Source organism: Oscillibacter sp. PEA192 (genome assembly GCF_003574015.1).
Lineage (GTDB): Bacteria > Bacillota > Clostridia > Oscillospirales > Oscillospiraceae > Oscillibacter > Oscillibacter welbionis.
The window spans coordinates 3,122,643-3,145,663 of record NZ_AP018532.1 but is presented as its reverse complement, the minus strand read 5'-3'; the positions used below and the strand labels follow the sequence as shown (position 1 = coordinate 3,145,663).

General features: G+C 63.8%; 23 protein-coding genes. 14 read left to right on the top strand and 9 right to left on the bottom strand.

Annotated features, from left to right (window positions below):
• The first annotated feature begins 11 nt into the window (after positions 1–11).
• Entirely contained in the window at positions 12–893 is an 882-nt protein-coding gene (locus DN611_RS15635; protein WP_119311805.1) for a ribokinase, read from the top strand.
• Positions 894–967: 74 nt separating this feature from the next.
• On the opposite strand, the gene rpoN is transcribed toward DN611_RS15635, so the two are convergent.
• Positions 968–2,299 carry an RNA polymerase factor sigma-54 gene (gene rpoN, locus DN611_RS15630; RefSeq protein WP_119311804.1) on the bottom strand — a complete coding sequence of 444 codons (1,332 nt, stop codon included), beginning with the start codon at positions 2,297–2,299 and terminating at the stop codon, positions 968–970.
• Positions 2,300–2,315: 16 nt separating this feature from the next.
• On the bottom strand, positions 2,316–3,740 hold the full coding sequence (locus DN611_RS15625; RefSeq protein WP_051365663.1) for a sigma-54 interaction domain-containing protein: 1,425 nt from the start codon (positions 3,738–3,740) through the stop codon (positions 2,316–2,318).
• 407 nt (positions 3,741–4,147) lie between these two features.
• On the opposite strand from DN611_RS15625, the gene DN611_RS15620 reads away from it, so the two are divergent.
• The 7 genes from DN611_RS15620 (at position 4,148) to fabZ (ending at position 12,246) form a co-directional block, all read left to right on the top strand.
• Positions 4,148–4,948, top strand: a complete 801-nt coding sequence (locus DN611_RS15620; protein WP_021748985.1) for an enoyl-CoA hydratase-related protein — start codon at positions 4,148–4,150, stop codon at positions 4,946–4,948.
• 55 nt (positions 4,949–5,003) lie between these two features.
• Complete coding sequence (locus DN611_RS15615; protein WP_021748986.1) at positions 5,004–6,560, top strand: acyl CoA:acetate/3-ketoacid CoA transferase; 1,557 nt, start codon at positions 5,004–5,006, stop codon at positions 6,558–6,560.
• 241 nt (positions 6,561–6,801) lie between these two features.
• Positions 6,802–8,280, top strand: coding sequence for a 4-hydroxyphenylacetate 3-hydroxylase family protein (locus DN611_RS15610; protein WP_021748987.1), 1,479 nt, complete (start codon positions 6,802–6,804; stop codon positions 8,278–8,280).
• 265 nt (positions 8,281–8,545) lie between these two features.
• Positions 8,546–9,685, top strand: coding sequence for an acyl-CoA dehydrogenase (locus tag DN611_RS15605; protein ID WP_119311803.1), 1,140 nt, complete (start codon positions 8,546–8,548; stop codon positions 9,683–9,685).
• An 18-nt stretch (positions 9,686–9,703) separates the two neighbouring features.
• A complete protein-coding gene (gene acrB / locus DN611_RS15600; protein ID WP_119311802.1) occupies positions 9,704–10,504 on the top strand; it encodes an acryloyl-CoA reductase electron transfer subunit gamma in 801 nt (266 codons plus the stop codon).
• 18 nt (positions 10,505–10,522) lie between these two features.
• A complete protein-coding gene (gene acrA, locus DN611_RS15595; RefSeq protein ID WP_119311801.1) occupies positions 10,523–11,632 on the top strand; it encodes an acryloyl-CoA reductase electron transfer subunit beta in 1,110 nt (369 codons plus the stop codon).
• Positions 11,633–11,814: 182 nt separating this feature from the next.
• Positions 11,815–12,246 carry a 3-hydroxyacyl-ACP dehydratase FabZ gene (gene fabZ, locus DN611_RS15590; RefSeq protein WP_021748708.1) on the top strand — a complete coding sequence of 144 codons (432 nt, stop codon included), beginning with the start codon at positions 11,815–11,817 and terminating at the stop codon, positions 12,244–12,246.
• A 50-nt stretch (positions 12,247–12,296) separates the two neighbouring features.
• Here fabZ and tsaA read toward each other — a convergent pair whose 3' ends face one another.
• The 5 genes from tsaA to DN611_RS15565 form a co-directional block, all read right to left on the bottom strand.
• Positions 12,297–12,980, bottom strand: a complete 684-nt coding sequence (gene tsaA / locus DN611_RS15585) for a tRNA (N6-threonylcarbamoyladenosine(37)-N6)-methyltransferase TrmO (RefSeq protein ID WP_119311800.1) — start codon at positions 12,978–12,980, stop codon at positions 12,297–12,299.
• 116 nt (positions 12,981–13,096) lie between these two features.
• Positions 13,097–13,429 carry a hypothetical protein gene (locus DN611_RS15580; protein WP_021748711.1) on the bottom strand — a complete coding sequence of 111 codons (333 nt, stop codon included), beginning with the start codon at positions 13,427–13,429 and terminating at the stop codon, positions 13,097–13,099.
• Positions 13,416–14,090, bottom strand: a complete 675-nt coding sequence (locus DN611_RS15575; protein WP_021748712.1) for a hypothetical protein — start codon at positions 14,088–14,090, stop codon at positions 13,416–13,418. Before DN611_RS15575 ends, DN611_RS15580 begins: the two co-directional genes overlap by 14 nt.
• Positions 14,087–14,572 carry a hypothetical protein gene (locus DN611_RS15570; protein ID WP_136891265.1) on the bottom strand — a complete coding sequence of 162 codons (486 nt, stop codon included), beginning with the start codon at positions 14,570–14,572 and terminating at the stop codon, positions 14,087–14,089. The genes DN611_RS15575 and DN611_RS15570 overlap by 4 nt, the downstream gene beginning before the upstream one ends.
• Complete coding sequence (locus DN611_RS15565) at positions 14,553–15,080, bottom strand: RNA polymerase sigma factor (RefSeq protein WP_309452237.1); 528 nt, start codon at positions 15,078–15,080, stop codon at positions 14,553–14,555. Before DN611_RS15565 ends, DN611_RS15570 begins: the two co-directional genes overlap by 20 nt.
• 245 nt (positions 15,081–15,325) lie before the next feature.
• Here DN611_RS15565 and DN611_RS15560 point away from each other — a divergent pair, with 245 nt between their 5' ends.
• The 6 genes from DN611_RS15560 to rd all read left to right on the top strand — a co-directional run bounded on the left by DN611_RS15560 (position 15,326) and on the right by rd (position 21,342).
• Complete coding sequence (locus tag DN611_RS15560; RefSeq protein WP_083491002.1) at positions 15,326–15,763, top strand: DUF3842 family protein; 438 nt, start codon at positions 15,326–15,328, stop codon at positions 15,761–15,763.
• A 50-nt stretch (positions 15,764–15,813) separates the two neighbouring features.
• A complete protein-coding gene (locus DN611_RS15555; protein ID WP_119311798.1) occupies positions 15,814–17,145 on the top strand; it encodes a sodium-dependent transporter in 1,332 nt (443 codons plus the stop codon).
• Between the two features lies 1 nt (position 17,146).
• Positions 17,147–18,172, top strand: a complete 1,026-nt coding sequence (locus tag DN611_RS15550) for an XdhC family protein (RefSeq protein WP_021748717.1) — start codon at positions 17,147–17,149, stop codon at positions 18,170–18,172.
• 97 nt (positions 18,173–18,269) lie between these two features.
• Complete coding sequence (locus tag DN611_RS15545) at positions 18,270–18,776, top strand: deoxycytidylate deaminase (protein ID WP_021748718.1); 507 nt, start codon at positions 18,270–18,272, stop codon at positions 18,774–18,776.
• A 43-nt stretch (positions 18,777–18,819) separates the two neighbouring features.
• Positions 18,820–21,120, top strand: a complete 2,301-nt coding sequence (locus tag DN611_RS15540; RefSeq protein ID WP_036629976.1) for a polysaccharide pyruvyl transferase family protein — start codon at positions 18,820–18,822, stop codon at positions 21,118–21,120.
• A gap of 63 nt (positions 21,121–21,183) precedes the next feature.
• On the top strand, positions 21,184–21,342 hold the full coding sequence (gene rd / locus DN611_RS15535; RefSeq protein ID WP_021748720.1) for a rubredoxin: 159 nt from the start codon (positions 21,184–21,186) through the stop codon (positions 21,340–21,342).
• A 53-nt stretch (positions 21,343–21,395) separates the two neighbouring features.
• On the opposite strand, the gene DN611_RS15530 is transcribed toward rd, so the two are convergent.
• Together DN611_RS15530 and DN611_RS15520 are read right to left on the bottom strand one after the other, a co-directional pair.
• A complete protein-coding gene (locus DN611_RS15530; RefSeq protein ID WP_119311797.1) occupies positions 21,396–21,911 on the bottom strand; it encodes a QueT transporter family protein in 516 nt (171 codons plus the stop codon).
• A gap of 249 nt (positions 21,912–22,160) precedes the next feature.
• A complete protein-coding gene (locus tag DN611_RS15520) occupies positions 22,161–23,021 on the bottom strand; it encodes an anti-sigma factor family protein (protein WP_119311796.1) in 861 nt (286 codons plus the stop codon).

Genomic DNA, 23,021 nt, shown 5'->3' with positions numbered 1-23,021 from the left:
AGGAGAAGGATATGCGCGTTGTCAACTTCGGGTCCCTGAATATCGACTACGTCTACCGGGTGGACCACTTCGTCCAGCCCGGAGAGACCATGAGCGCCCAGTCCCTGCAGATCCAGTGCGGCGGCAAGGGGCTGAACCAGTCCGTGGCTCTGGCTCGGGCCGGGGTGGAGACCTGGCACGCGGGCCTCATCGGGCCGGAGGGGCATTTTCTGAAGGAGACGCTGGACCGGGCAGGCGTCCACACCCGGTTTGTGGAGGAGACCACAGGCAGCACCGGCCACGCCATCATCCAGGTGGACAGCACCGGCCAGAACAGCATCCTGCTCCACGACGGGGCCAACGGCCGCCTGACCCCGGACTTTGTGACGGCGGTGCTGGATCAGTTCTCAGCCGGGGACACGGTGCTGCTGCAGAATGAGACCAGCTGCGTGGAGGAAATCATCCACCAAGCGGCCCGCCGGGGGATGCGGACGGCCATGAATGCGGCTCCCGCCAATGAGAAGCTGGTGGGCCTGCCGCTGGAGGCGCTGTCCTGGCTGTTGGTGAACGAGGTGGAGGGCGCCTTTCTGGCGGGAACGGAGGCGCCGGAGGCGATTCTGGACACGCTGGCGGCGCGGTACCCGGAGACCACTGTGGTGCTGACCTTGGGAGAACAGGGCGCTGCTGCAGCGCGAGGGGGCTGGCGGGCCTGGGGCCCAGCCCGGAAAACGGCGGTGGTGGACACCACTGCGGCGGGAGACACCTTCACCGGCTACTTCCTGCGCCGGGCGCTGGAGGGCGGCACACTGGAAGAGGCACTGTCCCTGGCCGCGGCGGCCAGCGCCCTGGCGGTGTCCCGGCCCGGCGCGGCGGATGCGGTGCCGGGATATGAAGAGGTCCTGCGGACCCTGTAAATCGGAAAAACACGGAAGCCCCGGACGAAACTCCGTCCGGGGCTTCCGTTTCTATCCTGCGGGCCAATAGACCCTCAGTCCCGCTTTCGGACGGCGGCGGAGCCCAGGCGGAGCTCCGTCCGATACTTGGCCACCGTGCGGCGGGCGATGCGGATGCCCTGCTCCGCCAGCAGCTCCGCCAGCTTCTGGTCACTGAGCGGGCGGCTGTGGTCTTCCTGCCGGATCAGCTCCAGCAGCCGCAGCTTCACCGTCTGCTGGGAGGGACCCTGCTCCCCCAGAGCGCGGCTGAAGAAATAGCGGAGGGGGTACGTCCCCTGCCGGCACTGGAGGTATTTCTCCCGAGTGGCCCGGGAGACGGTGGAGGGATGGAGGTGGAGTCGCTCCGCCAGTGTCACCATGGTCATGGGGACCAGCTCTGTGGTCTGGCCGGCAAAAAAGGCCCGCTGGGTCTCCAGGATCGCCTCCGCGCACTGGCGGAGGGTGCTGCCCCGGCGCTCCAGGCTGTTCAGCAGCCACTTGGCCTGCTGCATCTTTTGCTGGAGATAGGCCCGGGTCTCCGGCTCGTCGGATTCCTTCAGAAGCCGCACATAGTACTGGCTGATGGACACCCGGGGAAGGTAGTAATCGTTCAGGATCACCTGGAGCTTTCCGTCCAGTTCCGCGATGAACAGATCCGGCCGGACATAGAGTGTGGGCTCCGCCGGCTGGAAGGAGCGGCCGGGGCAGGGATCCAGGGCAGAGATCCGCTTTTCCGCCGCCCGGACCTCCTCTGGCGTGGTATGGAGTTCCCGGGCAATGAGGCTGTAATGCTTCTTGCCCAAGTCCGGCAGGAAGCGGCGGACGATCTCCATATCCAGGGGGGAGGGAGCATCCTGCCGGGCCAGTTGCAGCAGCAGGCACTCCGACAGGGACCGGGCGCCCACGCCGGCGGGGTCCAGGCTCTGGAGGGTCTCCAGCGCTTGCTGGGTCAGGGCCTGGGGGATCTTCAGATCTGCCACGCCGTCCAGGTCCTCCTGGCTGAGGCGGCCCTCCTCGTCCACCAGCTCTGCCAGATACCGGGTCAGGGCCAGCAGGGGCTTGGGCAGGCGCCGGCGCTCCAGCTGGTCGCAAAGGAAGGCGGAGAGGCTCTCCGTCTCCCGGTCCGCGGCGCCCCGGTCCGGCATGGCGCCGTGGCCGTCCTCCGGCAGGCCGCCATTGATCCAGTGGACCTTCTGCCGCAGGGCCTCATAGGCTTTGTGGAGGGAGGACAGATCAGTCTGCTCCACCAGAGGGTTTTCTTCGCTGACCTGGTTCAGATAGTCCAGCAGCTCCTGGGAGTTCATCTGCAGAAGCTCCATGGACTGCAGGAGCTGGGGGGTGAGCTTCAGCTCCTGCCGAAGCTCTGTGCTGAGATGGATCAAACTCATGGACCGGAACCTCCTCTCACGCCCGGGCGGTCACGTATTTGGCAATCTTGCGGGCTGCTGTGGCCTGGGAGATGCCCAGCTCCCGGGCCACGGCCACTGTGGTGCCGCACCGCTGGTAGGAATCCCGGATGATTTGGGCCTCGTAGGCGTCCATCCGCTCTGCCAGCGTGCCGCCGGGAAGCAGCTCCGCAGGGGCCGACGCGTCGGCGGTGTACTCCAGCGGCAGGGCAGGAATGTCCAGAATGGGGTCCTGGGCAGTGATTACCAGCCGCTCCATCAGGTTCTCCAGCTGGCGCACGTTGCCGGGCCAATCGTACTGCTCCAGAAAAGCCAGAAAGCGGGGGCTGCAGGTGAGGGACTTGTTGTACTCCCCGCAGAAGCGGGCCAGGAACTGGTGGGCCATGGGGACGATGTCCTCCTTCCGCTGCCGCAGGGGGGGGATGTGGATGCGGATGACGTTCAGCCGGTAGAAGAGATCGGACCGGAACAGACCGCGCTGCACCGCCTCCTCCAGATTGCGGTTGGTGGCAACGATCAGCCGGAAGTCCAGCTCGATCTTCTGGGTGCCGGAGAGGCGCTCAATGGTCTTCTCCTGAATCAGCTGCAGGAGCTTGGACTGGATATGGGCGGGCAGCTCGCCGATCTCATCCAGGAACAGCGTGCCGTGGTTGGCCAGCTCGATCTTGCCGATCTTGCCGGAGGAGGAGGCCCCGGTGAAGGCGCCCTTCTCATAGCCGAACAGCTCTGACTCAATGAGATTTTCATGGAGCACCGCGCAGTTTACCTCGATAAAGGGCCCGTTTGCACGGTTGCTCATCTTGTGAATGGCCTTGGCGATGGCGCTTTTACCCACGCCGGTCTCTCCGGTGATGAGAATGTTGGCCCGGGTGTTGGCAGTGTTCTGCATCAGCGTCCACAGCCGCTGCATGGGGGCGCTTTTGAACAGCAGATTGGTGGAGGTGGCCCGGGTCCGCAGCTCGGCAATCTCCTGGGAGTAGTGCTGCAGGGAGTCCTGCATCCGGCGGTAGTTCCGTTGGATGGAGTTGATCTGCTCCATGGACACGGTGTTGAAGCAGACGGCGTATTTCAGCTCCCCGTTGGCGTCAAACAGGGGAATGCCCACGGTCATCACGTTTTTGTGGGTGTGGTTGATGGTCTGTGTGGCGCTGATCTTCTTCCGTCGCCGGATGACCTCCGCCGTAATGCAGGGGGTGAAGGTGCCGTCCGCCTCCAGATCAAAGGCGGACTTGCCAACGATGGAGTCATGGGCAAAACCGAAGTTTTTCTCATAGGTCTCGCTGACCCGCAGAATGATGCCGTTGCCGTCCGAGACCATCATGTCGTCCGCCAGGACCAAGTTGTTTTCCGGGCTGAGGATCTCCAGAAGTCCCTCCAGATTGATCCCCTCGTCGTGGAAAGCAGAAAAAGACGGAATCGCCATAGGCGCAGACCTCCTGTGCCGGACTGAATGCCGGTTGCTCTATTCAAAAATGAGTATAGCATATTCAAAAATGAATAGGAAGAGGCGGGAAATATTTTTGGCTCGTGAAATTTCACGAAAATTCGACAGACAGACTGCTGTATTTCACAAACAAACTGCGGAAAATGCTGGAAGACACTGATAAATTTGTTATTCAAAAATGAATAATCCCGTATGGAAACGGCTGACGGCACCGGGAAAAGCAAGCGATTTACCACTTGGATTTTAGCAACCTACACAAAAAAACGAACCGAAAATGAGAGAATTACACCTGGAAAAATGGCATGATTTTTGCTATAACTAAATTGTTGGATGATTACTCTCCAACAGTTTGCTGAGCAAAATATGATTAAGGAGGACATTCCAATATGTATCAGACCATTCGCTATGAAAAGAACGGCAATATCGGGATCGCCACCATCAACCGCCCCGAGGCGCTGAATGCGCTGAACTCCACCGTGATCTCTGAGCTGGAACAGCTCATCAGCGAGGTGGAGAAGGATGCCGAGCTGGGCGCCTTCATCATCACCGGCGAGGGCCGCTCCTTCGTGGCCGGCGCCGACATCGGCGAGCAGAGCACCATGGACGTGGCCGCCGGCCGCAAGTGGGGCCAGCGGGGCAGCGCCCTGTTCCGCCGGATCGAGAAGCTGGAGATCCCCACCATCGCCGCAGTGAACGGCTTCGCTCTGGGCGGCGGCTGTGAGCTGGCCATGTCCTGCGACATCATTCTGGCCGCCGGCCCCAACGCTGAGGGCAAGGGCGGCGCCAAGTTCGGCCAGCCCGAGGTGGGCCTGGGCATCACCCCCGGCTTCTCCGGCACCCAGCGTCTGCCCCGCCGTGTGGGCGTGGCCAAGGCCAAGGAGTTGATCTTCTCCGGCAAGCAGATCGGTGCTGAGGAGGCCAAGCGCATCGGCCTGGTGAATGAGGTCTATGCCGCCGAGGAGCTGCTGAACAAGGCTGTGGAGATGGCCAAGTCCTTCACCGCCAACGCCCCCATCGCTGTGAAGTATTCCAAGGCCTGCATCGACCGCGGGATGCAGATGGACATCGACAACGGCATCGCCCTGGAGAACGAGCTGTTCGCCATGTGCTTTGCCACCGAGGACCAGAAGGAGGGCATGGGCGCCTTCCTGGAGAAGCGCAAGGAGAAGCACTTCCAGAACAAGTGAGCGCAGACCGGCAAGAGGCCGTCCATTTCATTACATATAAAGAGGGAAGTCAGGCATGAAAAAAGTTCGCGTGCTTACCGCCGAGGAGGCGGCGCTGCTGGTGAACGACGGCGATACCATCGCCACCGGCGGCTTTGTCAGCTGCGCCTGCCCTGAGGCGCTGTCCAAGGCATTGGAGAAGCGGTTCCTGGAGACGGGCCATCCCAGAGATCTGACGCTGTTCTTCGCGGCGGGCCAGGGCCACCGGGACGGCACCGGCGGCGACCACTACGGCCACGAGGGCATGGTCAAGCGGGTCATCGGCGGCCACTGGGACCGGGCCCCCAAGCTGGGCGATCTGGCCCTGAGCAACAAGATCGAGGCGTATAACCTGCCCCAGGGCGTCATCTCCCACATGTACCGGGACATCGCGGCCCACAACATCGGCACCATCACCCACGTGGGCCTGTACACCTTTGCCGACCCCCGCAACGGCGGCGGCAAACTCAACGATGTCACCAAGGAGGACCTGGTGAAGGTCGTCGAGATCGAGGGCCAGGAGCGGTTGCTCTACAAGGCGTTCCCCATCAATGTGGTGTTCCTGCGTGCCAGCTACGCCGACGAGTACGGCAACTGCACCGTTCACCGGGAGATCGGCCCCATCGACGTCACCGCCATGGCTCAGGCCTGCAAGAACTCCGGCGGCCGGGTCATCGTCCAGGTGGAAAAAATCGTCCAAGGCGGCAGCCTGGATCCGAAACTGGTGGCAATTCCCGGTATCTATGTGGATTCTATTGTGGTAGGATCCATTGAGGATAACGAGCAGTGCCTGGGAATGCCCTATGACGGCAGCCTGACCGGCGAGTTCCGCATTCCCGTGGACGCCATCCCACCCATCCCGCTGGACGCCAAGAAGATCATCGCCCGCCGGGCCGCCATGGAGCTGCCCCAGGATGCCATTGTGAACCTGGGCACCGGCGCGCCGGAAAAAATTGCCAACGTGGCGGCGGAGGAGGGCATCTCCGACAAGATGACCCTGACCGTGGAGGCCGGCTCCATCGCCGGCGTGCCCATGGGCGGCACCCAGTTCGGCGCCGCAGCCAACTCCATGGCCATCATCCCCCACAACGTCCAGTTTGACTTCTACCAGGGCGGCGGCCTGGATGTGGCCTTCCTGGGCCTGGCGGAGACGGCACCCAACGGCGACCTGAACGTGTCCAAGTTCGGCACCCGTCTGGCTGGCGCCGGCGGCTTCATCGACATTACGCAGAATGCCAAGAAGGTGGTCTATTGCGGCACCTTCACCGCCAAGGGCCTGAAGACTGCCTGCGAGGACGGCAAGCTGGTGATCGTCCAGGAGGGCGCCAAGAAGAAGTTCGTCAACCAGGTGGAGCACATCACCTTCTCCGGCAAGTATGCCGTGCAGGTGAAGCAGCCTGTTCTGTACATCACCGAGCGGGCTGTGTTCGAGCTGCGGCCCGAGGGCGTGACTCTGATCGAGATCGCGCCGGGCATCGACCTCCAGACCCAGGTGCTGGATCAGATGGAGTTCATGCCGAAGATCGCTGAGGACCTGAAGCTTATGGACGAGCGCATCTTCAAAGATGAGCTGATGGGACTGGCGGAGGCCTGAGAATTTCCACCGTCGCGGCAATGCGATTTCCAGCCCTGACCGGGCCGCAAATCGCGCCGCTGCCTCGAAGCCGGCGAAGCGCCGCCAGCGGCGGATCAAGCGAGCCGGGTTCCCCCTCTCCCTCACACGGCGAGGGAGCCGCGCCCAGTGGCGCGGGCCATGGAGTTCCGGGCAGGCGAAGCTCACCTGGAACACATTGAAATGTAAAAGACCCCCATTTTTTTGAGGAGGAAAAAAAGAAATGGCATTGATGACCGCACAGGAGTATGTAGAGAGCCTGCGCAAACTGAATACCCGGGTGTATATGTTCGGGGAGAAGATTGAGAACTGGGTGGACCACCCCATGATCCGGCCAAGCATCAACTGCGTGGCCATGACCTACGCTCTGGCCCAGGACCCCCAGTATGCCGATCTGATGACGGTGAAGTCCAGCCTGACGGGCCACACCATCAACCGCTTCACCCACCTGCACCAGTCCACGGAGGACCTCATCAACAAGGTGAAGATGCAGCGCCTGCTGGGCCAGAAGACCGCTTCCTGCTTCCAGCGGTGTGTGGGTATGGATGCGTTCAACGCCGTGTTCTCCACCACCTATGAGATCGACGAGAAGTACGGCACCCGCTATCACGAAAACTTCAAGAAGTTCCTGACCTTCGTCCAGGACAACGACCTGACGGTGGACGGCGCCATGACCGACCCCAAGGGCGACCGGTCCAAGGCCCCCAGCCAGCAGGCGGACCCGGACATGTACGTGCATGTGGTGGAGCGCCGCGCTGACGGCATCGTGGTCTGCGGCGCCAAGTGCCACCAGACCGGCTCCATCAACAGCCACTGGCACATCTTCATGCCCACCATCTCCATGGGCGAGGCGGACAAGGACTGGGCGGTGAGCTTCGCCTGCCCGACAGACGCCGAGGGCATGTACATGATCTACGGCCGTCAGTCCTGCGACACCCGCAAGCTGGAGGAGGACGCGTCCATCGACGTGGGCAACGCGAAGTTCGGCGGCCAGGAGGCCCTGGTGGTGCTGGACCACGTGTTCATCCCCAACGAGTACATCTTCCTCAACGGCGAGTATGAGTTCGCCGGCATGATGGTGGAGCGGTTCGCGGGCTACCACCGGCAGAGCTACGGCGGCTGCAAGGTGGGCGTGGGCGACACGCTGATCGGTGCTGCGGCGCTGGCAGCGGAGTACAACGGCGTGGAGAAGGCCAGCGCGGTGAAGGACAAGCTGATCGAGATGATCCACCTGAACGAGACGCTGTACTGCTGCGGCATCGCATGCTCCTCTCAGGGCTTCCGGACGAAGGCGGGCAACTATCAGATCGACCTGCTGCTGGCCAACGTGTGCAAGCAGAATGTGACTCGGTTCCCCTATGAGATCGTCCGCCTGGCGGAGGACATCGCGGGCGGCCTGGTGGTGACGATGCCGTCCCAGAAGGACTTCCACTCCGACACGGTGGTGGGCCGGAACGGCGAGACCATCGGGGAGATCTGCAACAAGTTCTTCGCCACCCGGGAGGGTGTGAGCACAGAGGACCGTCAGCGGATCCTGCGGTTCATCGAGAACCTGTGCCTGGGCGCGGCCGCCGTTGGCTACCGGACAGAGTCCATGCACGGCGCGGGCTCTCCCCAGGCCCAGCGCATCATGATCGCCCGCCAGGGCAACCTCCAGGCCAAGAAGCAGATGGCCAAGGAGATCGCCGGCATCCAGAACTAAGGTCCCCCACTGTTGCGGCATTGCGATCCCCGGCCCCTGACGGGCCGCCAAGCGCGCCGCTGCCTCGAAACCGGCTCGCTTGCTCTGCCGCTGGCGGCGCATCGCCGGTTTCCCCCTCACGTTCGCACAGCGAACATGTCGACCCGGCGGGCAGAGGTGTTTTGCCCGAAGTGAATTCGTGCAAAACAGAATTTCATAAGCAAACCTGCCGGAATATTTCATACATCGTTGCGTTTTCCAAATTTGAATATAAGGAGAAGACATCATGGATTTCAATCTCAGCCGTGAGCACCAGCTGGTCCGGAAGATGATGGCGGAATTCACCGAGAATGAAGTGAAGCCCATCGCTGCCGAGACCGACAAGACCAGCCAGTATCCCCGGGAGAACATCGAGAAGCTGTTCAACCTGGGCGTGATGGGCATGTGCGTCCCCAAGGAGTATGGCGGCGCTGGCGCTGACCCCCTGGCCAGTGCCATCTGCATCGAGGAGCTGTCCAAGCAGTGCGCCTCCACCGGCGACATCGTGGCCACCCACAACGGCCTGTGCTGCGATCCCATCATCACCCACGGCACCGAGGCCCAGAAGGCCAAGTACCTGCCCATGCTGACCAAGGGCCACAAGGTCGGCGCCTTCTGCCTGACCGAATCCGACGCCGGTTCCGACGCCGCCAAGGGCCAGACCGAGGCCAAGCTGGACGGCGACCACTATGTCCTCAACGGCTCCAAGATCTTCATCACCAACGGCTACGTGGCCGACGTGTTCGTGGTCTTCGCCATGACCGACAAGTCCAAGGGCACCCGCGGCATCTCCGCCTTCATCGTGGAGAGCAGCTTCCCCGGCTTCTCCGTGGGCAAGCACGAAGAGAAGATGGGCCTGCACGGCTCCCCCACCGCCGAGATCGTGTTCACCGACTGCATCGTTCCCAAGGAGAACCTGCTGGGCCAGGAGGGCAAGGGCTTCAAGATCGCCATGCAGACCCTGGACGGCGGCCGCATCGGCATCGCGGCCCAGGCTCTGGGCATTGCCGAGGGCGCCATGGAAGAGGCCATGGCCTACACCAAGGGCCGTGTCCAGTTCGGCAAGCCCATCAGCAAGTTCCAGAACACCCAGTTCACCTTCGCCGACATGGCGATGCGCTCCGAGGCGGGCCGCCTGCTGACCTATCAGGCCGCCGTGCTGAAGGGCGAGGGCAAGCGCTTCACCAAGGAGGCGGCCATGGCCAAGCTGTTCTGCTCTGAGCACGCCATGCTGACCACCACCAAGGCGCTGCAGATGTTCGGCGGCTACGGCTACACCAAGGACTATCCCCTGGAGCGCATGATGCGCGACGCCAAGATCACCGAGATCTATGAGGGCACCAGCGAAATCCAGCGTGTGGTCATCTCCGGCAATATCGGCCTGTAAGAGGAGGAAGAACGAATTATGAAGATCATTGTTTGCGTCAAGCAGGTCCCCGATACCTCCGGCAAGGTGGCGGTGAACCCGGATGGCACCCTGAACCGTGCCTCCATGCAGACCATCACCAACCCCGATGACATGAACGCCGTGGAGGCTGCCCTGAAGCTGAAGGACGCCACCGGCTGCAAGGTCGTGGTCGTCACCATGGGTCCGCCCCCGGCAGCCGGCATGCTGCGGGAGCTGATGGCCATGGGCGCTGACGAGGGTGTCCTGGTATCCGCCCGCGAGTTCGGCGGCTCCGATACATACGCCACCTCCCAGATCCTGGCCGCCGCCATCTCCACCATCGGTGTGGAGGAGGACGACATCGTCATGTGCGGCCGGCAGGCCATCGACGGCGACACCGCCCAAGTGGGCCCCCAGATCGCTGAGAAGCTGCACCTGCCCCAGGTGACCTACGCCGCCGACATCCAGAAGGACGGCAACACCATCACCGTCAAGCGGATGCTGGAGGACGGCTACATGACCATCAAGGTCAAGACTCCCTGCCTGCTTACCTGCATCAAGGAGCTGAACGAGCCCCGCTATATGAGCATCGACGGCATCTATGCCACCTACAACAAGCCGCTGGAGACCTTTGACTATGAGAAGCTGAAGGATCATCCCCTGATCGACGCCACCACCATCGGCCTGAAGGGCTCTCCCACCAACATCTTCAAGAGCTTCACCCCGCCCCAGAAGGGCGCCGGCAAGATGCTGGAGGGTGCCGGCAAAGAGACCTGCGAGGAGCTGGCTTCCATTCTGGCCGCCAAGCACATCATCTGAGAAGGGAGTATTTGAACAATGTCCAATTTCAATAGCGCTGATATCGCTGCTTTCAAGGATGTGTGGGTCTTCTGCGAGCAGCGCGAGGGCAAACTGATGCCCACCGACTTTGAGCTGATCTCCAAGGGCCGCGACCTGGCCGACGAGCTGGGCGTGAACCTGTGCGGCCTGCTGCTGGGCGGCGAGGGCATCGAGTCCGCTGCCAAGGAGCTGGGCGGCTACGGCGCCGACAAGGTGCTGGTGTGCGAGAGCCCCCTGCTGGCCGTCTACAACACCGATGCCTATGCCAAGGTCATCTGCGACGTGATCGAGGATCTGAAGCCCGAGGCGTTCCTGATCGGCGCCACCAACATCGGCCGTGACCTGGGGCCCCGCTGCGCGGCCCGTCTGCATACCGGCCTGTGCGCCGACTGCACCCACCTGGACGTGGATGTGGCGAACTACATCCAGTTCCTGCGTGAGTCCAGCACCCTGGACGTGGACAGCCAGAAGTGGGATATGGAGGACCGGAACCTGAAGATGACCCGTCCGGCCTTCGGCGGCCACCTGATGGCCACCATCATCTGCCCGCGGTTCCGTCCCTGCATGGCGACGGTGCGCCCCGGCGTGATGAAGAAGAACGTCTTCGACCAGGCCAAGGCGGATGCGTGCGAGATCGTGAAGCCCAGCTTCCAGCTGAGCGAGAGCGACCTGAACACCGAGGTTGTGGAGGTCGTGAAGGCCGCCAAGAAGCTGGTGGACCTGATCGGCGCGGACTACATCGTGTCTGTGGGCCGCGGCATCAGCAAGGATGTCGAGGGCGGTATCAAGCTGGCTGAGGAGCTGGCGGACGTCCTGGGCGGCGTCGTGGGCGGCTCCCGTGCCACCATCGACTCCGGCTGGCTGTCTGCCGACCATCAGGTGGGCCAGACCGGCAAGACGGTGCATCCGAAGGTGTACATCGCCCTGGGCATCTCCGGCGCCATCCAGCACAAGGCCGGTATGCAGGACTCCGAGTGCATCATCGCGGTGAACAAGAACGACACTGCGCCCATCTTCGAGATTGCCGACTACGGCATCTGCGGCGACCTGTTCAAGGTCACCCCCATGCTGATCGAGGCCATCAAGGCCGCCAAGGCTGCGAAGTAAGGCACCCCATCTGGAAAATGAGAGAGCCGCCCGGGAGGGCGGCTCTCTTTTGTGATCCGGAGCGCAAATTATCTCTTGCATTTTGCCCTGTCGGCAGTACAATAAAAAGAGGCAGAGCCGTGCCGCTGTCCCGGCGCGGCTTATATACGGAGCGTTTTGCGCGAAAGAGAGGAACCACTATCATGAAGCTTTCCAAAGAAGAGATCAAGGCCATCATCCCCCACCGAGACCCCATGCTGCTGGTGGATACCGTGGAGGAGATGGAGGCAGGCGACCACATCGTGACCACATTTTTTGTGGACCCGGCCCGCGAGATTTTCAAGGGCCACTTCCCCGGTGAGCCGGTGCTGCCCGGCGTGTACTCTGTGGAATGCATGGCCCAGACGGCGGATATCCTGCTGCTGTCCGCGGAGCGGTATGCGGGGAAGATCCCCCTGTTCTTGGGGATCAATAATGTGCGGTTTCTGAAGAAGATCCTGCCGGGAGATACCATCGAGATCCACGCCAAGATGGCTTCCGAGCGGGTGGAGAAGGCCATTGCCACCTGCTCCGCCGAGGTCTACAACCACGGCGAGCTGGCGGTGACCGGCGACGTGACGCTGGCCATGCGCTGAGTGCCCGGAAAAGACGGGCGCCCCGGGAAATATCCCGGGGTGCCTTGCGTTCATTTGATGTCCACGACCTGCAGGCGGTCTCCATCCACGGTGAATCTCACCTCCTGCCCGGCGAAGAGGAAGCCGTACACCCGGTCCGGGTCCTGCTGATACCGGGGACGGGGATCCAAGGCCAACACATCCCGCAGGGCCTCCCGCCGGTCCGGAGGCAGTTGGTCCAGCAGGGCGGGTGGGATTTCCACCTCCAGCGTGGGACGCGCCGGCTCGCTGGCAAAGCCGCCGGTGGCCTCCGGGTGGCAGTCCCCGTAAGGGAGGTAGGGCTTGATGTCCAGGATGGGGGTGCCGTCTACCAGGTCTGCGCCACGGACATGGAGCACCGGGCCCAAGGCGTCCGTGTACGCGATGTGGTCCAGCCGCACGGAGGAGAGGCCGATGGGATTGGGCCGGAAGGGGGAGCGGCTGGCAAAGACTCCCACCCGCTGATTGCCTCCCAGCCGGGGCGGCCGGACTGTGGGGGACCATTCCGGCCGCTGGGACTGGTGAAAGGCCCAGATCAGCCAGATGTGGGAGAATCCCTCCAGCCCCCGCAGGGCGTCAGGATTGCGGTAGGGCTCCTCGAACACCACGGCGGCCTCCAACGCGTCCACCAGACCGCTCTGACGAGGGACGCCGAACTTGGAGCCGAAGTCGCTGCGGATGCGGGCGATGGGGCGCATTTCAAACGAATCAGACATGAGGATTCTTCCTTTCTGCGGCAGGTATTTTCTCCATTATACCGGATTTTCCCGGGAAAACCAAGAAGAAAGGGTAAGGCCCCGGTGCAATGCACCGGGGCCTTCGCAGACCCGTATCAGTAGTGGATGACGGCCTCCGGGTGGTACACCAGGCACCAGGCGATGCCGAAGAACACCAGCGCTGCGGTGACCAGGACGAAGCAAAGCACCATGCCCACCCAGTCGTAGCGGATTTTCCCGCCGGAGCGGCTGGCCAGCAGCACCTCCACGCCCAGACAGACCAAGATCAGGGGCGAGAGCTGCAGGGCCAGGGTCAGATCCAGGGAGGGGAAGAACATGCTCACCAGCATCAGCGCACCGCAGATCACCAGCACGGCGCCGAAGGTGAAGGTGCCCACCCGGCGATCCCGGGCCGGACGGGATTCCGGCGTCTGCTCAGGGCTGTTCATCACGGTGGGCCTCCTCTCCCTCCGGGGCGTTTCCCGCAGCGGAGCGGTCTGATGCAACGTCTTCCGCCCTGGCCTCCGCCGGATCGGCGGCGCAAGCCCCGGCCGCGCTGGAGGCAGGCGGCGCAAAGGGGGGGATCTCGTCGTCAATGGGCGTCTTGTCCTTGGGGCCCCGGATAAACCACAGGCCCAGCAGGATCACTAGCACGGTGATGACCAGGCGGGGCAGGCCATAGCGCAGCAGTCCGTATAGCCACTCCCCGAACCAACCGAAGAAGAGACCGCCCAGCTGGCTCAACAGTATGTCGTAGAGCATATAGACGCCAACTACCACCAGCGCCCAGCCGATGAGACTGTGACGCTTGCGCAGCAGCTCTCCCAGCCGTTTGCTGTCCATATCGGACAGGCCGAAGAGGAAGGCGTCCTCCGGCGCGGTGCCGGCGGCCAGCTGGCTCCGGAGCGCATAGCTGTCGAAAAAGGCATACAGCCAGATCACCGGCAGAAACAGCGCCAGTGCCCCCAGAAAGAAATAGGTGGAGGCAAAAAGGATCAGGCAGAAGGCCAGCAGCAGGGACAGGCCCCGCTTCATATAGCCCTGATACATCTGTCCGCAGCCGGAGAGGCAGGAAGAGATGAAGAGCAGGAATCCATTTCGATGGGTCATGGGTGTGTACCTCCTTGTGTCAGATCATTCCGCGGCGAGACGCCGAAATTGTCAAATAGGCCGGAGAAGCCGGAGAGGGCCTCCTCCCACGCCTGTGGCCAGGCGTCGGTCCACTTTGTCAGGGCAGTGCCCGCCCGCTCCAGAAGCGAGGGCGCAGTGGAATGCACCCGTCCGGACAGGTTTCCGCTGCCCCACAGCAGCGTCAGGGCCAGGGTCACTGCCGCCGCGGCCGTGGCGTACCGGCTGACGCCAAGCTGGACGGCCCGCTGCCGGATCCGGCGCCGCAGGCTCTCCCGGCAGGAGCGGGCGGGGGTCAGCATCGGTCCCTCAGACAGCAGCTCTGTGTACCGCTGGAGGCACTGGTCGCAGTAGGCCAGATGTTCCGCCAGCTCCAGGCGGTCCAGCTCCTCCAGGCAGTCCCCCCGGACAAGGGCGGTCAGGGCCGCGTCCGTCAAATGCCCGTCAGGGCGAAAGCATGTCATCGTTCCCACTCCTTTCCAATGCCTCCCGAAGCATCCGCTTGCCCCGGGACAGCTGTGTATGGATGGTCTTTACCGGCCGGCCCAGCGCCAGGGCCGCCTCCTCCGGTGTCTTTTCCTCCAGCAGGCACAGCCGGCACACCGGCTGGTAGGGCTGGCGCATATGGAGGATCAGGTCCCGGATTTCAGCTGCAGCCGACCTGCGCAGGACCGTCTCCTCCGCAGGGGGAGACAGCCCCGGCGGGATATTGTCCTCTCCCGGCAGCAGGGTGTGGCGCTGATAGGCGCTCTGTAAGTAGTCCTTGGCCTTGTTGGTGGCCACGCGGCACAGCCACTGCCGCTCATAGCCGGGAGGGATGGCGTCCCGGTGGAGGTAGGCGGACAGGAAGGTCTCCTGGGTCAGGTCCTCGGCCGCGGCGGCGTCCCGCACCAGCTGGAAGCAGACCGTGTAGACCAGCCGCTCATACTGGACTACCAGCTGGGAAAAGGACGCGTTTGTCAGTTTGTTCACGCCGTGCCGCCACCTCCTTTTGTCGTCCGACATCTATCATACGGGACTGCGGGCCGGATTTCTTCAATATCTCCAAAAATTTTTTGACACGGTGGTGCGCCTCCCATTGTAGCTGCCATGCGGGAAAAATACAAGGGTGGGCGCAGGCGCTCTGCAAGGCGCGATGGACGCTGCGGAAGAAGTTGACAAGCGGGGGCGGAATGGGTATGCTGAAAGGGAGATCTGAAAATGGAGGAATGGAGAGAATGATGCGTGGGGAACTGCTGGTGGCCGTGGTGGACGGCCAGGGCGGCGGCATGGGCCGGGGCCTGGTGGAGGCTGTGAAGAAAAAGTGGCCCAGTCTCCATGTGCGGGCGCTGGGGACCAACTCTCTGGCCACCGCCGCTATGCTGCGGGCGGGGGCGGACGACGGCGCCACCGGCGAGAACGCCGTGGCGTTCAACGCCCGGCGGGCGGATATCCTGCTGGGGCCCATCGGTGTGCTGACGCCCAACGGCTTGCTGGGGGAGGTCTCTCCCCGGATGGCGGAGGCCATTGGCGGCAGCGAGGCGGTGAAGATTCTGCTGCCCTCTCAGCGATGCAGCATCCGGCTGGCCGTGGGGGAATCCCAGCCGCTCCAATTCTATCTGGACCAGGCAGTGCGCCTGCTGGGTGAGGAGCTGCAAAAGCGGGGCGCCGGCTGACGCGCGCCGCGGCGGGCCGCCGCAGTTTTGAGAGAAGAGAGGAAAAAATCATGGAACAGACAAGACGGGACAGCTTCCGGTCCCGCTGGGGATTCAAGCTGGCCTGCATCGGCTCCGCGGTGGGGATGGGGAACATCTGGCTGTTTCCATCCCGGATGTCCGCCTACGGCGGGGCCACCTTCCTGATCCCCTATGTGATCTTTGTGGTGCTGATTGCCTCCACCGGCGTCATCGGCGAGATGGCCTTCGGCCGGGCCGCATCCGGCGGACCCGTGGCGGCCTTCGGCACGGCGGCAGAGAGGCGCACAGGCCGGCGGGGCTGGGGCGAGGCTCTGGGCCTCATCCCGGTGGCGGGCTCTCTGGCCATGGCCATCGGCTATTCCGTGGTGGTTGGTTGGATTTTGAAGTACGCCGTGGCGTCCTTTACGGGCGCTGCGCTGGAGAACCAAGGGGTGGAGGCATTCACCGCCTATTTCGACACCGCGGCGTCCTCCTGGGGCAACACCGGCTGGCAGGTGGCCGCTATGGCGGGCACGCTGCTCATCATGGCCCTTGGCATCGGCGGCGGCATCGAGCGGGCCAACAAGGTGATGATGCCCCTGTTCTTCTGCCTGTTCGTGGGGCTGGCCATCTACATTGCCACCTTGCCCGGCGCGGCGGACGGCTACCGCTACATCTTTGTCCTGAAGCCGGAGGGACTGCTGGACCCCATGGTATGGGTCTACGCTCTGGGACAGGCGTTCTTCTCTCTGTCGGTGGCAGGGAACGGCACCCTGATCTACGGGTCCTACCTCTCCAAAGAGGCGGACGTGCCGGAGTCTGCCCGGACAGTGGCGTTCTTTGACAGCATGGCCGCGATCCTCAGCGCCCTGGTCATTATCCCGGCCATGGCCACGGCGGGGGAGACCCTGACCCAGAGCGGCCCTGGCCTCATGTTCATCTACCTGCCCAACCTGTTCCGGGAGATGCCGGGAGGCCGGATCCTCATGGCGGTGTTCTTTGTGGCGGCGTTGTTCGCCGGGGTGACGTCCCTGGTGAACTTGTTCGAGGCTCCCACCGCCACCCTGCAGGAGAAGCTGCACCTCAGCCGGGGGACTGCTGTGGCGGTGATCGGCGTCGTGGGCCTGGCCGTGGGGCTGTGCATCCAGGGCATCGTCTCCGGCTGGATGGATGTCTGCTCCATCTACGCCTGTCCCATCGGCGCGCTGCTGGCGGGGGTGTTCTTCTACTGGGTGCTGAAAAAGGAGGACTGCTTGGTTCAGGTGAATCTGGCCCGGCGGCGCCCTCTGGGCCGCTGGTTTTACCCGACGGCAAAATATCTGTACTGCGGCGTGACGGTACTGGTCCTGATCCTGGGCGCTGTGAACGGAGGAATCGGCTGATATGCGGGAATTTTTCAGAGAGATCGTCCACGCTCTGGAGGAGGGGCGTCCGGTGGAGCTGGTGAGCATCGCCGCCTCCGACGGCTCCACCCCCCGAGGGGCCGGGGCCATGATGGCGGTGTTCCCCGGCGGCGGGATCACCGGAACCATCGGCGGCGGAAACGTGGAGTTCGAGTGCCAGCGCCTGGCGGCGGAGCTGCTGGAGCGGGGGGGCGACGCCCTGCGGCAGTTCCGCTTTACCCTGGGAGACGCCGCCAGCCTGGGCATGGTCTGCGGCGGGGGAGTGACGGTGCAGTTCCAGTACCTCCCCGCGGGAGAGCAGAGGATCATCGCCGTTTTGCGGGATCTGATCGAGGCGGACGGCGGAAACCGGGACACCTGGCTCCTGCGGCGGATCGAGGGGGAGCAGGTGACGGCCATGGGCCTGGCAGACCGGACCGGGCCCCGTCATCTGGATATCCTGCCGGAGGAGCTGGAGCTCCTGTGCGGGAATCAGGCGGTCTTTGCCCGGAAGTGGCTGTCCATCCCGGTGGTGAAGGCCGGGCGGACCTATCTCTTCGGCGGCGGACATGTGTCTCAGGCCCTGGTGCCGGTGCTGGCTTCCCTGGGCTTCCGCCCCGTGGTGTACGACGACCGGCCGGAGTTCGCGGACCCGGCGCTGTTCCCCAAAGCAGAGAAGACCCTCTGCGGGGACTTCGCCCGGCTGTCCGAACAGGTGACGGTGACGCCGGAGGACTATGTGGTGGTGATGACCCGGGGCCATCAGGCGGACTACGAGGTGCTGACTCAGGTGCTGCGCAGCGGCGCCAAATACCTGGGCTGCATTGGCTCCAAGAGGAAGCTGGCCCTGTGCCGGGAGCGGCTGCTGGCGGCGGGGTTCACAGACGAGGAGTACGCCCGCCTTCACGCTCCCATCGGTTTGGCCATCGGCGCCCAGACGCCGGAGGAGATTGCCGTGTCCGTGGCCGCAGAGATGATCGCCGTGCGGGCGGGGCTGGAGAACGGGCTCCGGCGCCCCCTGGGGTGACTTCCAACAGAAATCCCTTCCAGAGTGGGGAGAGTTCTTGCAAACTGCGGCGGCATCATGATACAATAGAGGAACTCGATAGAAAGAGGTGTCGCCCATGGACCGGATCAGCAAAGCCAACTACTACCTGGATATCGCCCAGACCGTTCTGGAGCGGGCCACCTGCCTGCGCCGGGTCTATGGGGCCATCATCGTGAAAAACGACGAGATCATCTCCACCGGCTACAACGGTGCGCCCCGGGGGCGGGCCAACTGCGTGGATCTGGGCTACTGCTCCCGAGAGGCCATGCAGGTTCCCCGGGGAGAGCGGTATGAGCTGTGCCGCAGCGTCCATGCAGAGGCGAACGCCATCATCTCCGCCTCCCGGCGGGACATGGTGGGCGGCACGCTGTACCTAGTGGGCCGGGACGCCCGGACCGGGGAACTGCTGGGAGATGCCACCTCCTGCTCCATGTGCCGGAGGCTGGTCATCAACGCCGGGCTGAAAGAGGTGGTGATCCGCCGGACCGCCACGGCGTTCGACGTGGTGGATGTGGCGGACTGGGTGGCGGAGGACGACCTTCTGGCATCCCGGGACGCCGACGCCATTCTGGACAGGCAGTGACCCGCCCGGCGGGATATCCGGACTGCGGAAAGGAAGACACTTGGTGAAAACAGGACTGCTGACCTTTTACCATATCCATCACTACGGCGCCATGCTGCAGGCTTACGCCACGGAGCGGGCGGTGGCGTCCCTGGGGAGCGAATGCGAGATCATCGACTACTACGTGAACCAGGACAATACCCTGTTCCAGCGGCCCACTGGCCTGGGAAGCGCCGCCCATGACGCCCACACCGCCCTGCACTATGGCCCGCTGAAGGCCCGATACGAGCGGTTTGAGGCATTTTCCCGGGAGAATCTGAACATTTCCGGCCGCCGCTACCAGAGCCTGGAGGAGCTGCGGCAGGCGGAGCTGCCCTACGATGTGCTGCTCTCCGGCAGTGACCAGATTTGGAACCCGAAGATCTTCCCCGACGGCCGGTTCGACCCGGTGTTCTTCGGGGCCTTCTCCCACAAGCGGAAGATCGCCTATGCCCCATCCTTCGGCATCCCCCGCATCCCGGACGGCATGGAGGAGGAGCTGCGGACCTATCTGGAGTCCTTCTCCCACTTGTCCGTCCGGGAGCGGCAGGGGCAGGGCATTGTCCGGGACATCACCGGGAAGGACGTGCCGGTGGTGCTGGATCCCACGCTGCTGCTGGAGAGAACGGATTGGGCGGCCGCAGCCAGGGACGGAGGCGCGGGCCGGGGCTATATCCTCTGCTATTGCATCAGCCGCCCCGACGCCCTGGCACCCTATATCCGCCGCCTGGCGGAGGAGACGGGGCTGCCGGTGGTGCAGCTGTGCGGCGTACGCCAGAAGGTCCACCCCAAGGCCCGCTGCATTCTCAGCGCCGGTCCGGCGGAGTTTCTGGGTCTGTTCCGGGATGCCGCCTATGTGTGCACCAACTCCTTCCACGGAACGGTGTTCTCCGTCCAGTTCCAAAAGCCCTTCTTTACGGCGGTGGCACCGGCAGAGATGGCTGCGCCGGAGAGTTCCCGGACCTTCAGCCTGTTGAGCCGCCTGGGACTGGGGGAGCGGATCATCGGCAAGGGAGATACCGCGGACCTGACGGCGCCCATCGACTGGGCGGCGGTGGGGGAGCGGCTCGGCCGGGAGCGGAAGTTGTCCCTGGACTATCTGCGCTGCGCCCTGGAGGACCGGCCCCATACACCGGAGGAGGCGCCTGTCAAGGCAGAGGAACGGCCCTTGCCCCATTTGGCGGACCACACCCACTGCACCGGCTGCACGGCCTGCGCCAGCGGCTGTCCCAAGGACGCCATCACCATGGAGCGGGACCGGGAGGGCTTTGCCTATCCGGTGATCGACGGAGCGGCCTGTGTGCGGTGCGGGCACTGCACGGCGGTGTGCCCCGTCCTGCGGGAGCGGCCTCAGAGCTCCATGCCCGCTGTATTCGCGGCCTGGAATAGAAACGATGAGATCCGAAGAGACTCCACCTCGGGCGGCGTGTTCACCCTGCTGGCGGAGTATATCCTGGAAAGCGGCGGCGTGGTCTTTGGCGCCGCCTTTGACGGCAGCCAGCATCTGCGGCACACCGCCTGCTTCCGCAAGGAGGAGCTGTGGCGCCTGCGGGGCGCCAAGTACGTCCAGAGCGATCTGGAGGGCGTCTTTCGGGAGGTGCGGCGCTGGTTGGACCAGCGACCAGTGCTGTTTTCCGGCACACCCTGCCAGGTGGACGGGCTGTACCGCTATCTGGGCGGACGGCCGGAGAATCTGACCACCTGCGACCTGGTGTGCCACGGCGTGCCCTCTCCCGGCGTGTGGGAGGACATGGCCCGGAGCCTGGAGGCGCGCCGGCAGCAGCCGCTGCAGGCGGTCCGTTTCCGCAACAAGGTCGCCGGATGGAAGGACAGCCATTTTACCGCGGTCTACGGCGACGGCACCGTGGATACCGCGCCGCTGTTCCGCACGGAATACGGCCGGGCCTTCGGCCGGGCGCTGTTCCTGCGGCCCAGCTGCTACCGCTGTCCCTACGCCTCCATGACCCGGGTGGGCGATCTGACACTGGGGGATTTCTGGGGCCTGCGGCCGGATGAGCTGCCGGACCAGCAGGAGAAGGGGATCAGCCTGCTGTTGGTGAACACCCCCCACGGCAGCCACATTTTTGACCAGCTCCCGCTGGCCAAGCAGCCCTTCCCGCCGGAACGGGCCATTGCCGGAAATCCCCGGCTGGCATCTCCCATTCCCCTGCCGCCGGAGCGGACGGCATTCTTTGCCGCCTACGCCCTGGAGCCCTTCGACCAGGTGCGCCGGGAGTTCTGCCGCCTGCCGCCGCTGCCAGTACGGGCCGCCGGCCGGCTGCTGTCGCCGGAGGTCAAGGCGGCCATCCGGAAGAAGCTGAAGTAAGCACTGTCTCCACCGGAATCCAGGCGTGTATCGCCCGTTTATAACAGAAGGAGGATCTTTCAAATGAAACAGTACGAATGCGATCTCTGCGGCTATGTGTATGACGAGGCCGCCGGCGATCCGGACAACGGCATCGCCCCCGGCACCAAGTGGGAGGACCTGCCCGCCGACTGGGTGTGCCCCCTGTGCGGCGCCGGAAAGGACGAGTTCACCGCTAAGTGAAAAGAAGTCCCGCGTCCAACGGACGCGGGACTTCTTTTTTGCGCAGAGTGGCATCAGATGCGGGAAGAGGCTATCCGGCCCTTCAGTGCGGGGACTCTGGGCAGGACCCGCAGCAGCAGGGAGCCCAGAATGAAGCAAGCGGCGGCCTCGCCGATCCCCACGGTCAGGGAGTTGAAGGCGAACGCGGGCCAGAAGGCGGCACCCTCCTGGGTGGAAAACCAGGCGATCTCCGCACCTACCAGCACCATATTGCAGATCACCGGCGGCAGGGGCGCCAGCGCCCTGTGATGGAGCTTCGATGTCCAGAGCGCAGCCAGCAGGGTGGCCGCCGTACCCACGATCCAGTCCAGAGGAATGGGAGAACCCAGGAGGTTGGCCAGGAAACAGCCGACGGTAAGACCGGGGATGGCCTCCGGGAACAGGAAGGGCAGGACCGTCATGGCCTCCGCCACCCGGAACTGGATGCCGCCATACTGGGGAATGGGCAGCAGCAGCGTCAGGGCGGCGTAAATGGCGGCGATGATACCGGCAGCGGCCATCTGCTGTGTGGTGAATCTGGGTTTGGACATAAAAGAAAGACCTCCTTGAATGATGTCGGAGGCCTTTGATACGAAAACGCAGCAAAACGCCCGTGGTAAGGTACGGGCAACCTCCATTTTTTTGTTTAGAGAACGGCGATTGACGAAGACCGCCGAACGAACGCCCAGTGTCGGACGCTTGGACAGGGAGATGGCACCTGTCGAAATAATATTATATCACAAGCTTTCAAAAAAGGGAAGAGGGACGCCGCAAAAAATTTCGGCGTCCCTTCTGCTTTTTTAACCGGGAATCACGTGGACCAGAATGGTTCCGTCGGCCTCCGCCTCCTCTGCGGTGGCGGCGCCTGCAATGGCCAGCCCCTGCTGTTCCAGCTGCTGCAGCAGAGCGGTATATTCGGCGGCGGTCAATTCGTAGACCAGAGTCCCGTCCGATTCAGAGATGAGCGTATAGCTGTCCAGCAGGCTTCCGGCCTCCTCCGCCGTCAGCGTCAGGCCGGGGGATTGGATCGCGAAGGTGGCCGGGGCCGTCTCCGGCACATCGGCAGAACTCCCTTCCCGGGGCAAAATGCTGCTTTTGGAATCGGAGGCGGGAGCAAGCTGGTCCTGTGTGCCGGGCGCAACGGTATCCGCCTCCGGCGCGATTGCCTCAGACACAGTGGAATCCGGGACGTCTGCCGTGTCCTCGTCGGACTGGGTTGCATAGGCCGTGGCGGCGGTGTCCTCCTCAACGCTGTCCACGTTGGGCACAGCGGCCTCTGCTGGGGCCGCAATCTCTGCATGGGATTCCGGATGGTCCGTCACAGCGGTGCCGCCGGGGCGGGGCAGGCCGGAGACGGCCAGCACCACGACGGCACAGCAGGCGGCCAAGGGGAGCAGCGTCTTTGCCCACCGGGGTCTCCGGCGCTTCCGGGGGGCGGCGTCCGCCCGGATGGCAGCCATCACGCCTGCGGCGAAGCCATCCGGCACAGGGGTATCCTCTGCCTCGGGAAACGCGTCCCGTATGGCCAGCGCGGCCTGGACATAGGCCCGGCAGCCGTCACAGGTATGCAGATGCTCCCGCACCCGGGCGGTTTCCTCCGGGGAAAGCTCTCCGTCGATATAGGGGTCCAGCAGGGCCGAAAACTCCTTGCAGTATGTCAT

Bases quoted from the DNA above. Each gene is read 5' to 3' on its own strand.
- DN611_RS15635 (WP_119311805.1), top strand. From the start codon at position 12: ATGCGCGTTGTCAACTTCGGGTCCCTGAATATCGACTACGTCTACCGG.
- rpoN (WP_119311804.1), bottom strand. From the start codon at position 2,299: ATGAGTTTGATCCATCTCAGCACAGAGCTTCGGCAGGAGCTGAAGCTC.
- DN611_RS15625 (WP_051365663.1), bottom strand. From the start codon at position 3,740: ATGGCGATTCCGTCTTTTTCTGCTTTCCACGACGAGGGGATCAATCTG.
- DN611_RS15620 (WP_021748985.1), top strand. From the start codon at position 4,148: ATGTATCAGACCATTCGCTATGAAAAGAACGGCAATATCGGGATCGCC.
- DN611_RS15615 (WP_021748986.1), top strand. From the start codon at position 5,004: ATGAAAAAAGTTCGCGTGCTTACCGCCGAGGAGGCGGCGCTGCTGGTG.
- DN611_RS15610 (WP_021748987.1), top strand. From the start codon at position 6,802: ATGGCATTGATGACCGCACAGGAGTATGTAGAGAGCCTGCGCAAACTG.
- DN611_RS15605 (WP_119311803.1), top strand. From the start codon at position 8,546: ATGGATTTCAATCTCAGCCGTGAGCACCAGCTGGTCCGGAAGATGATG.
- acrB (WP_119311802.1), top strand. From the start codon at position 9,704: ATGAAGATCATTGTTTGCGTCAAGCAGGTCCCCGATACCTCCGGCAAG.
- acrA (WP_119311801.1), top strand. From the start codon at position 10,523: ATGTCCAATTTCAATAGCGCTGATATCGCTGCTTTCAAGGATGTGTGG.
- fabZ (WP_021748708.1), top strand. From the start codon at position 11,815: ATGAAGCTTTCCAAAGAAGAGATCAAGGCCATCATCCCCCACCGAGAC.
- tsaA (WP_119311800.1), bottom strand. From the start codon at position 12,980: ATGTCTGATTCGTTTGAAATGCGCCCCATCGCCCGCATCCGCAGCGAC.
- DN611_RS15580 (WP_021748711.1), bottom strand. From the start codon at position 13,429: ATGAACAGCCCTGAGCAGACGCCGGAATCCCGTCCGGCCCGGGATCGC.
- DN611_RS15575 (WP_021748712.1), bottom strand. From the start codon at position 14,090: ATGACCCATCGAAATGGATTCCTGCTCTTCATCTCTTCCTGCCTCTCC.
- DN611_RS15570 (WP_136891265.1), bottom strand. From the start codon at position 14,572: ATGACATGCTTTCGCCCTGACGGGCATTTGACGGACGCGGCCCTGACC.
- DN611_RS15560 (WP_083491002.1), top strand. From the start codon at position 15,326: ATGATGCGTGGGGAACTGCTGGTGGCCGTGGTGGACGGCCAGGGCGGC.
- DN611_RS15555 (WP_119311798.1), top strand. From the start codon at position 15,814: ATGGAACAGACAAGACGGGACAGCTTCCGGTCCCGCTGGGGATTCAAG.
- DN611_RS15550 (WP_021748717.1), top strand. From the start codon at position 17,147: ATGCGGGAATTTTTCAGAGAGATCGTCCACGCTCTGGAGGAGGGGCGT.
- DN611_RS15545 (WP_021748718.1), top strand. From the start codon at position 18,270: ATGGACCGGATCAGCAAAGCCAACTACTACCTGGATATCGCCCAGACC.
- rd (WP_021748720.1), top strand. From the start codon at position 21,184: ATGAAACAGTACGAATGCGATCTCTGCGGCTATGTGTATGACGAGGCC.
- DN611_RS15530 (WP_119311797.1), bottom strand. From the start codon at position 21,911: ATGTCCAAACCCAGATTCACCACACAGCAGATGGCCGCTGCCGGTATC.
- DN611_RS15520 (WP_119311796.1), bottom strand. From the start codon at position 23,021: ATGACATACTGCAAGGAGTTTTCGGCCCTGCTGGACCCCTATATCGAC.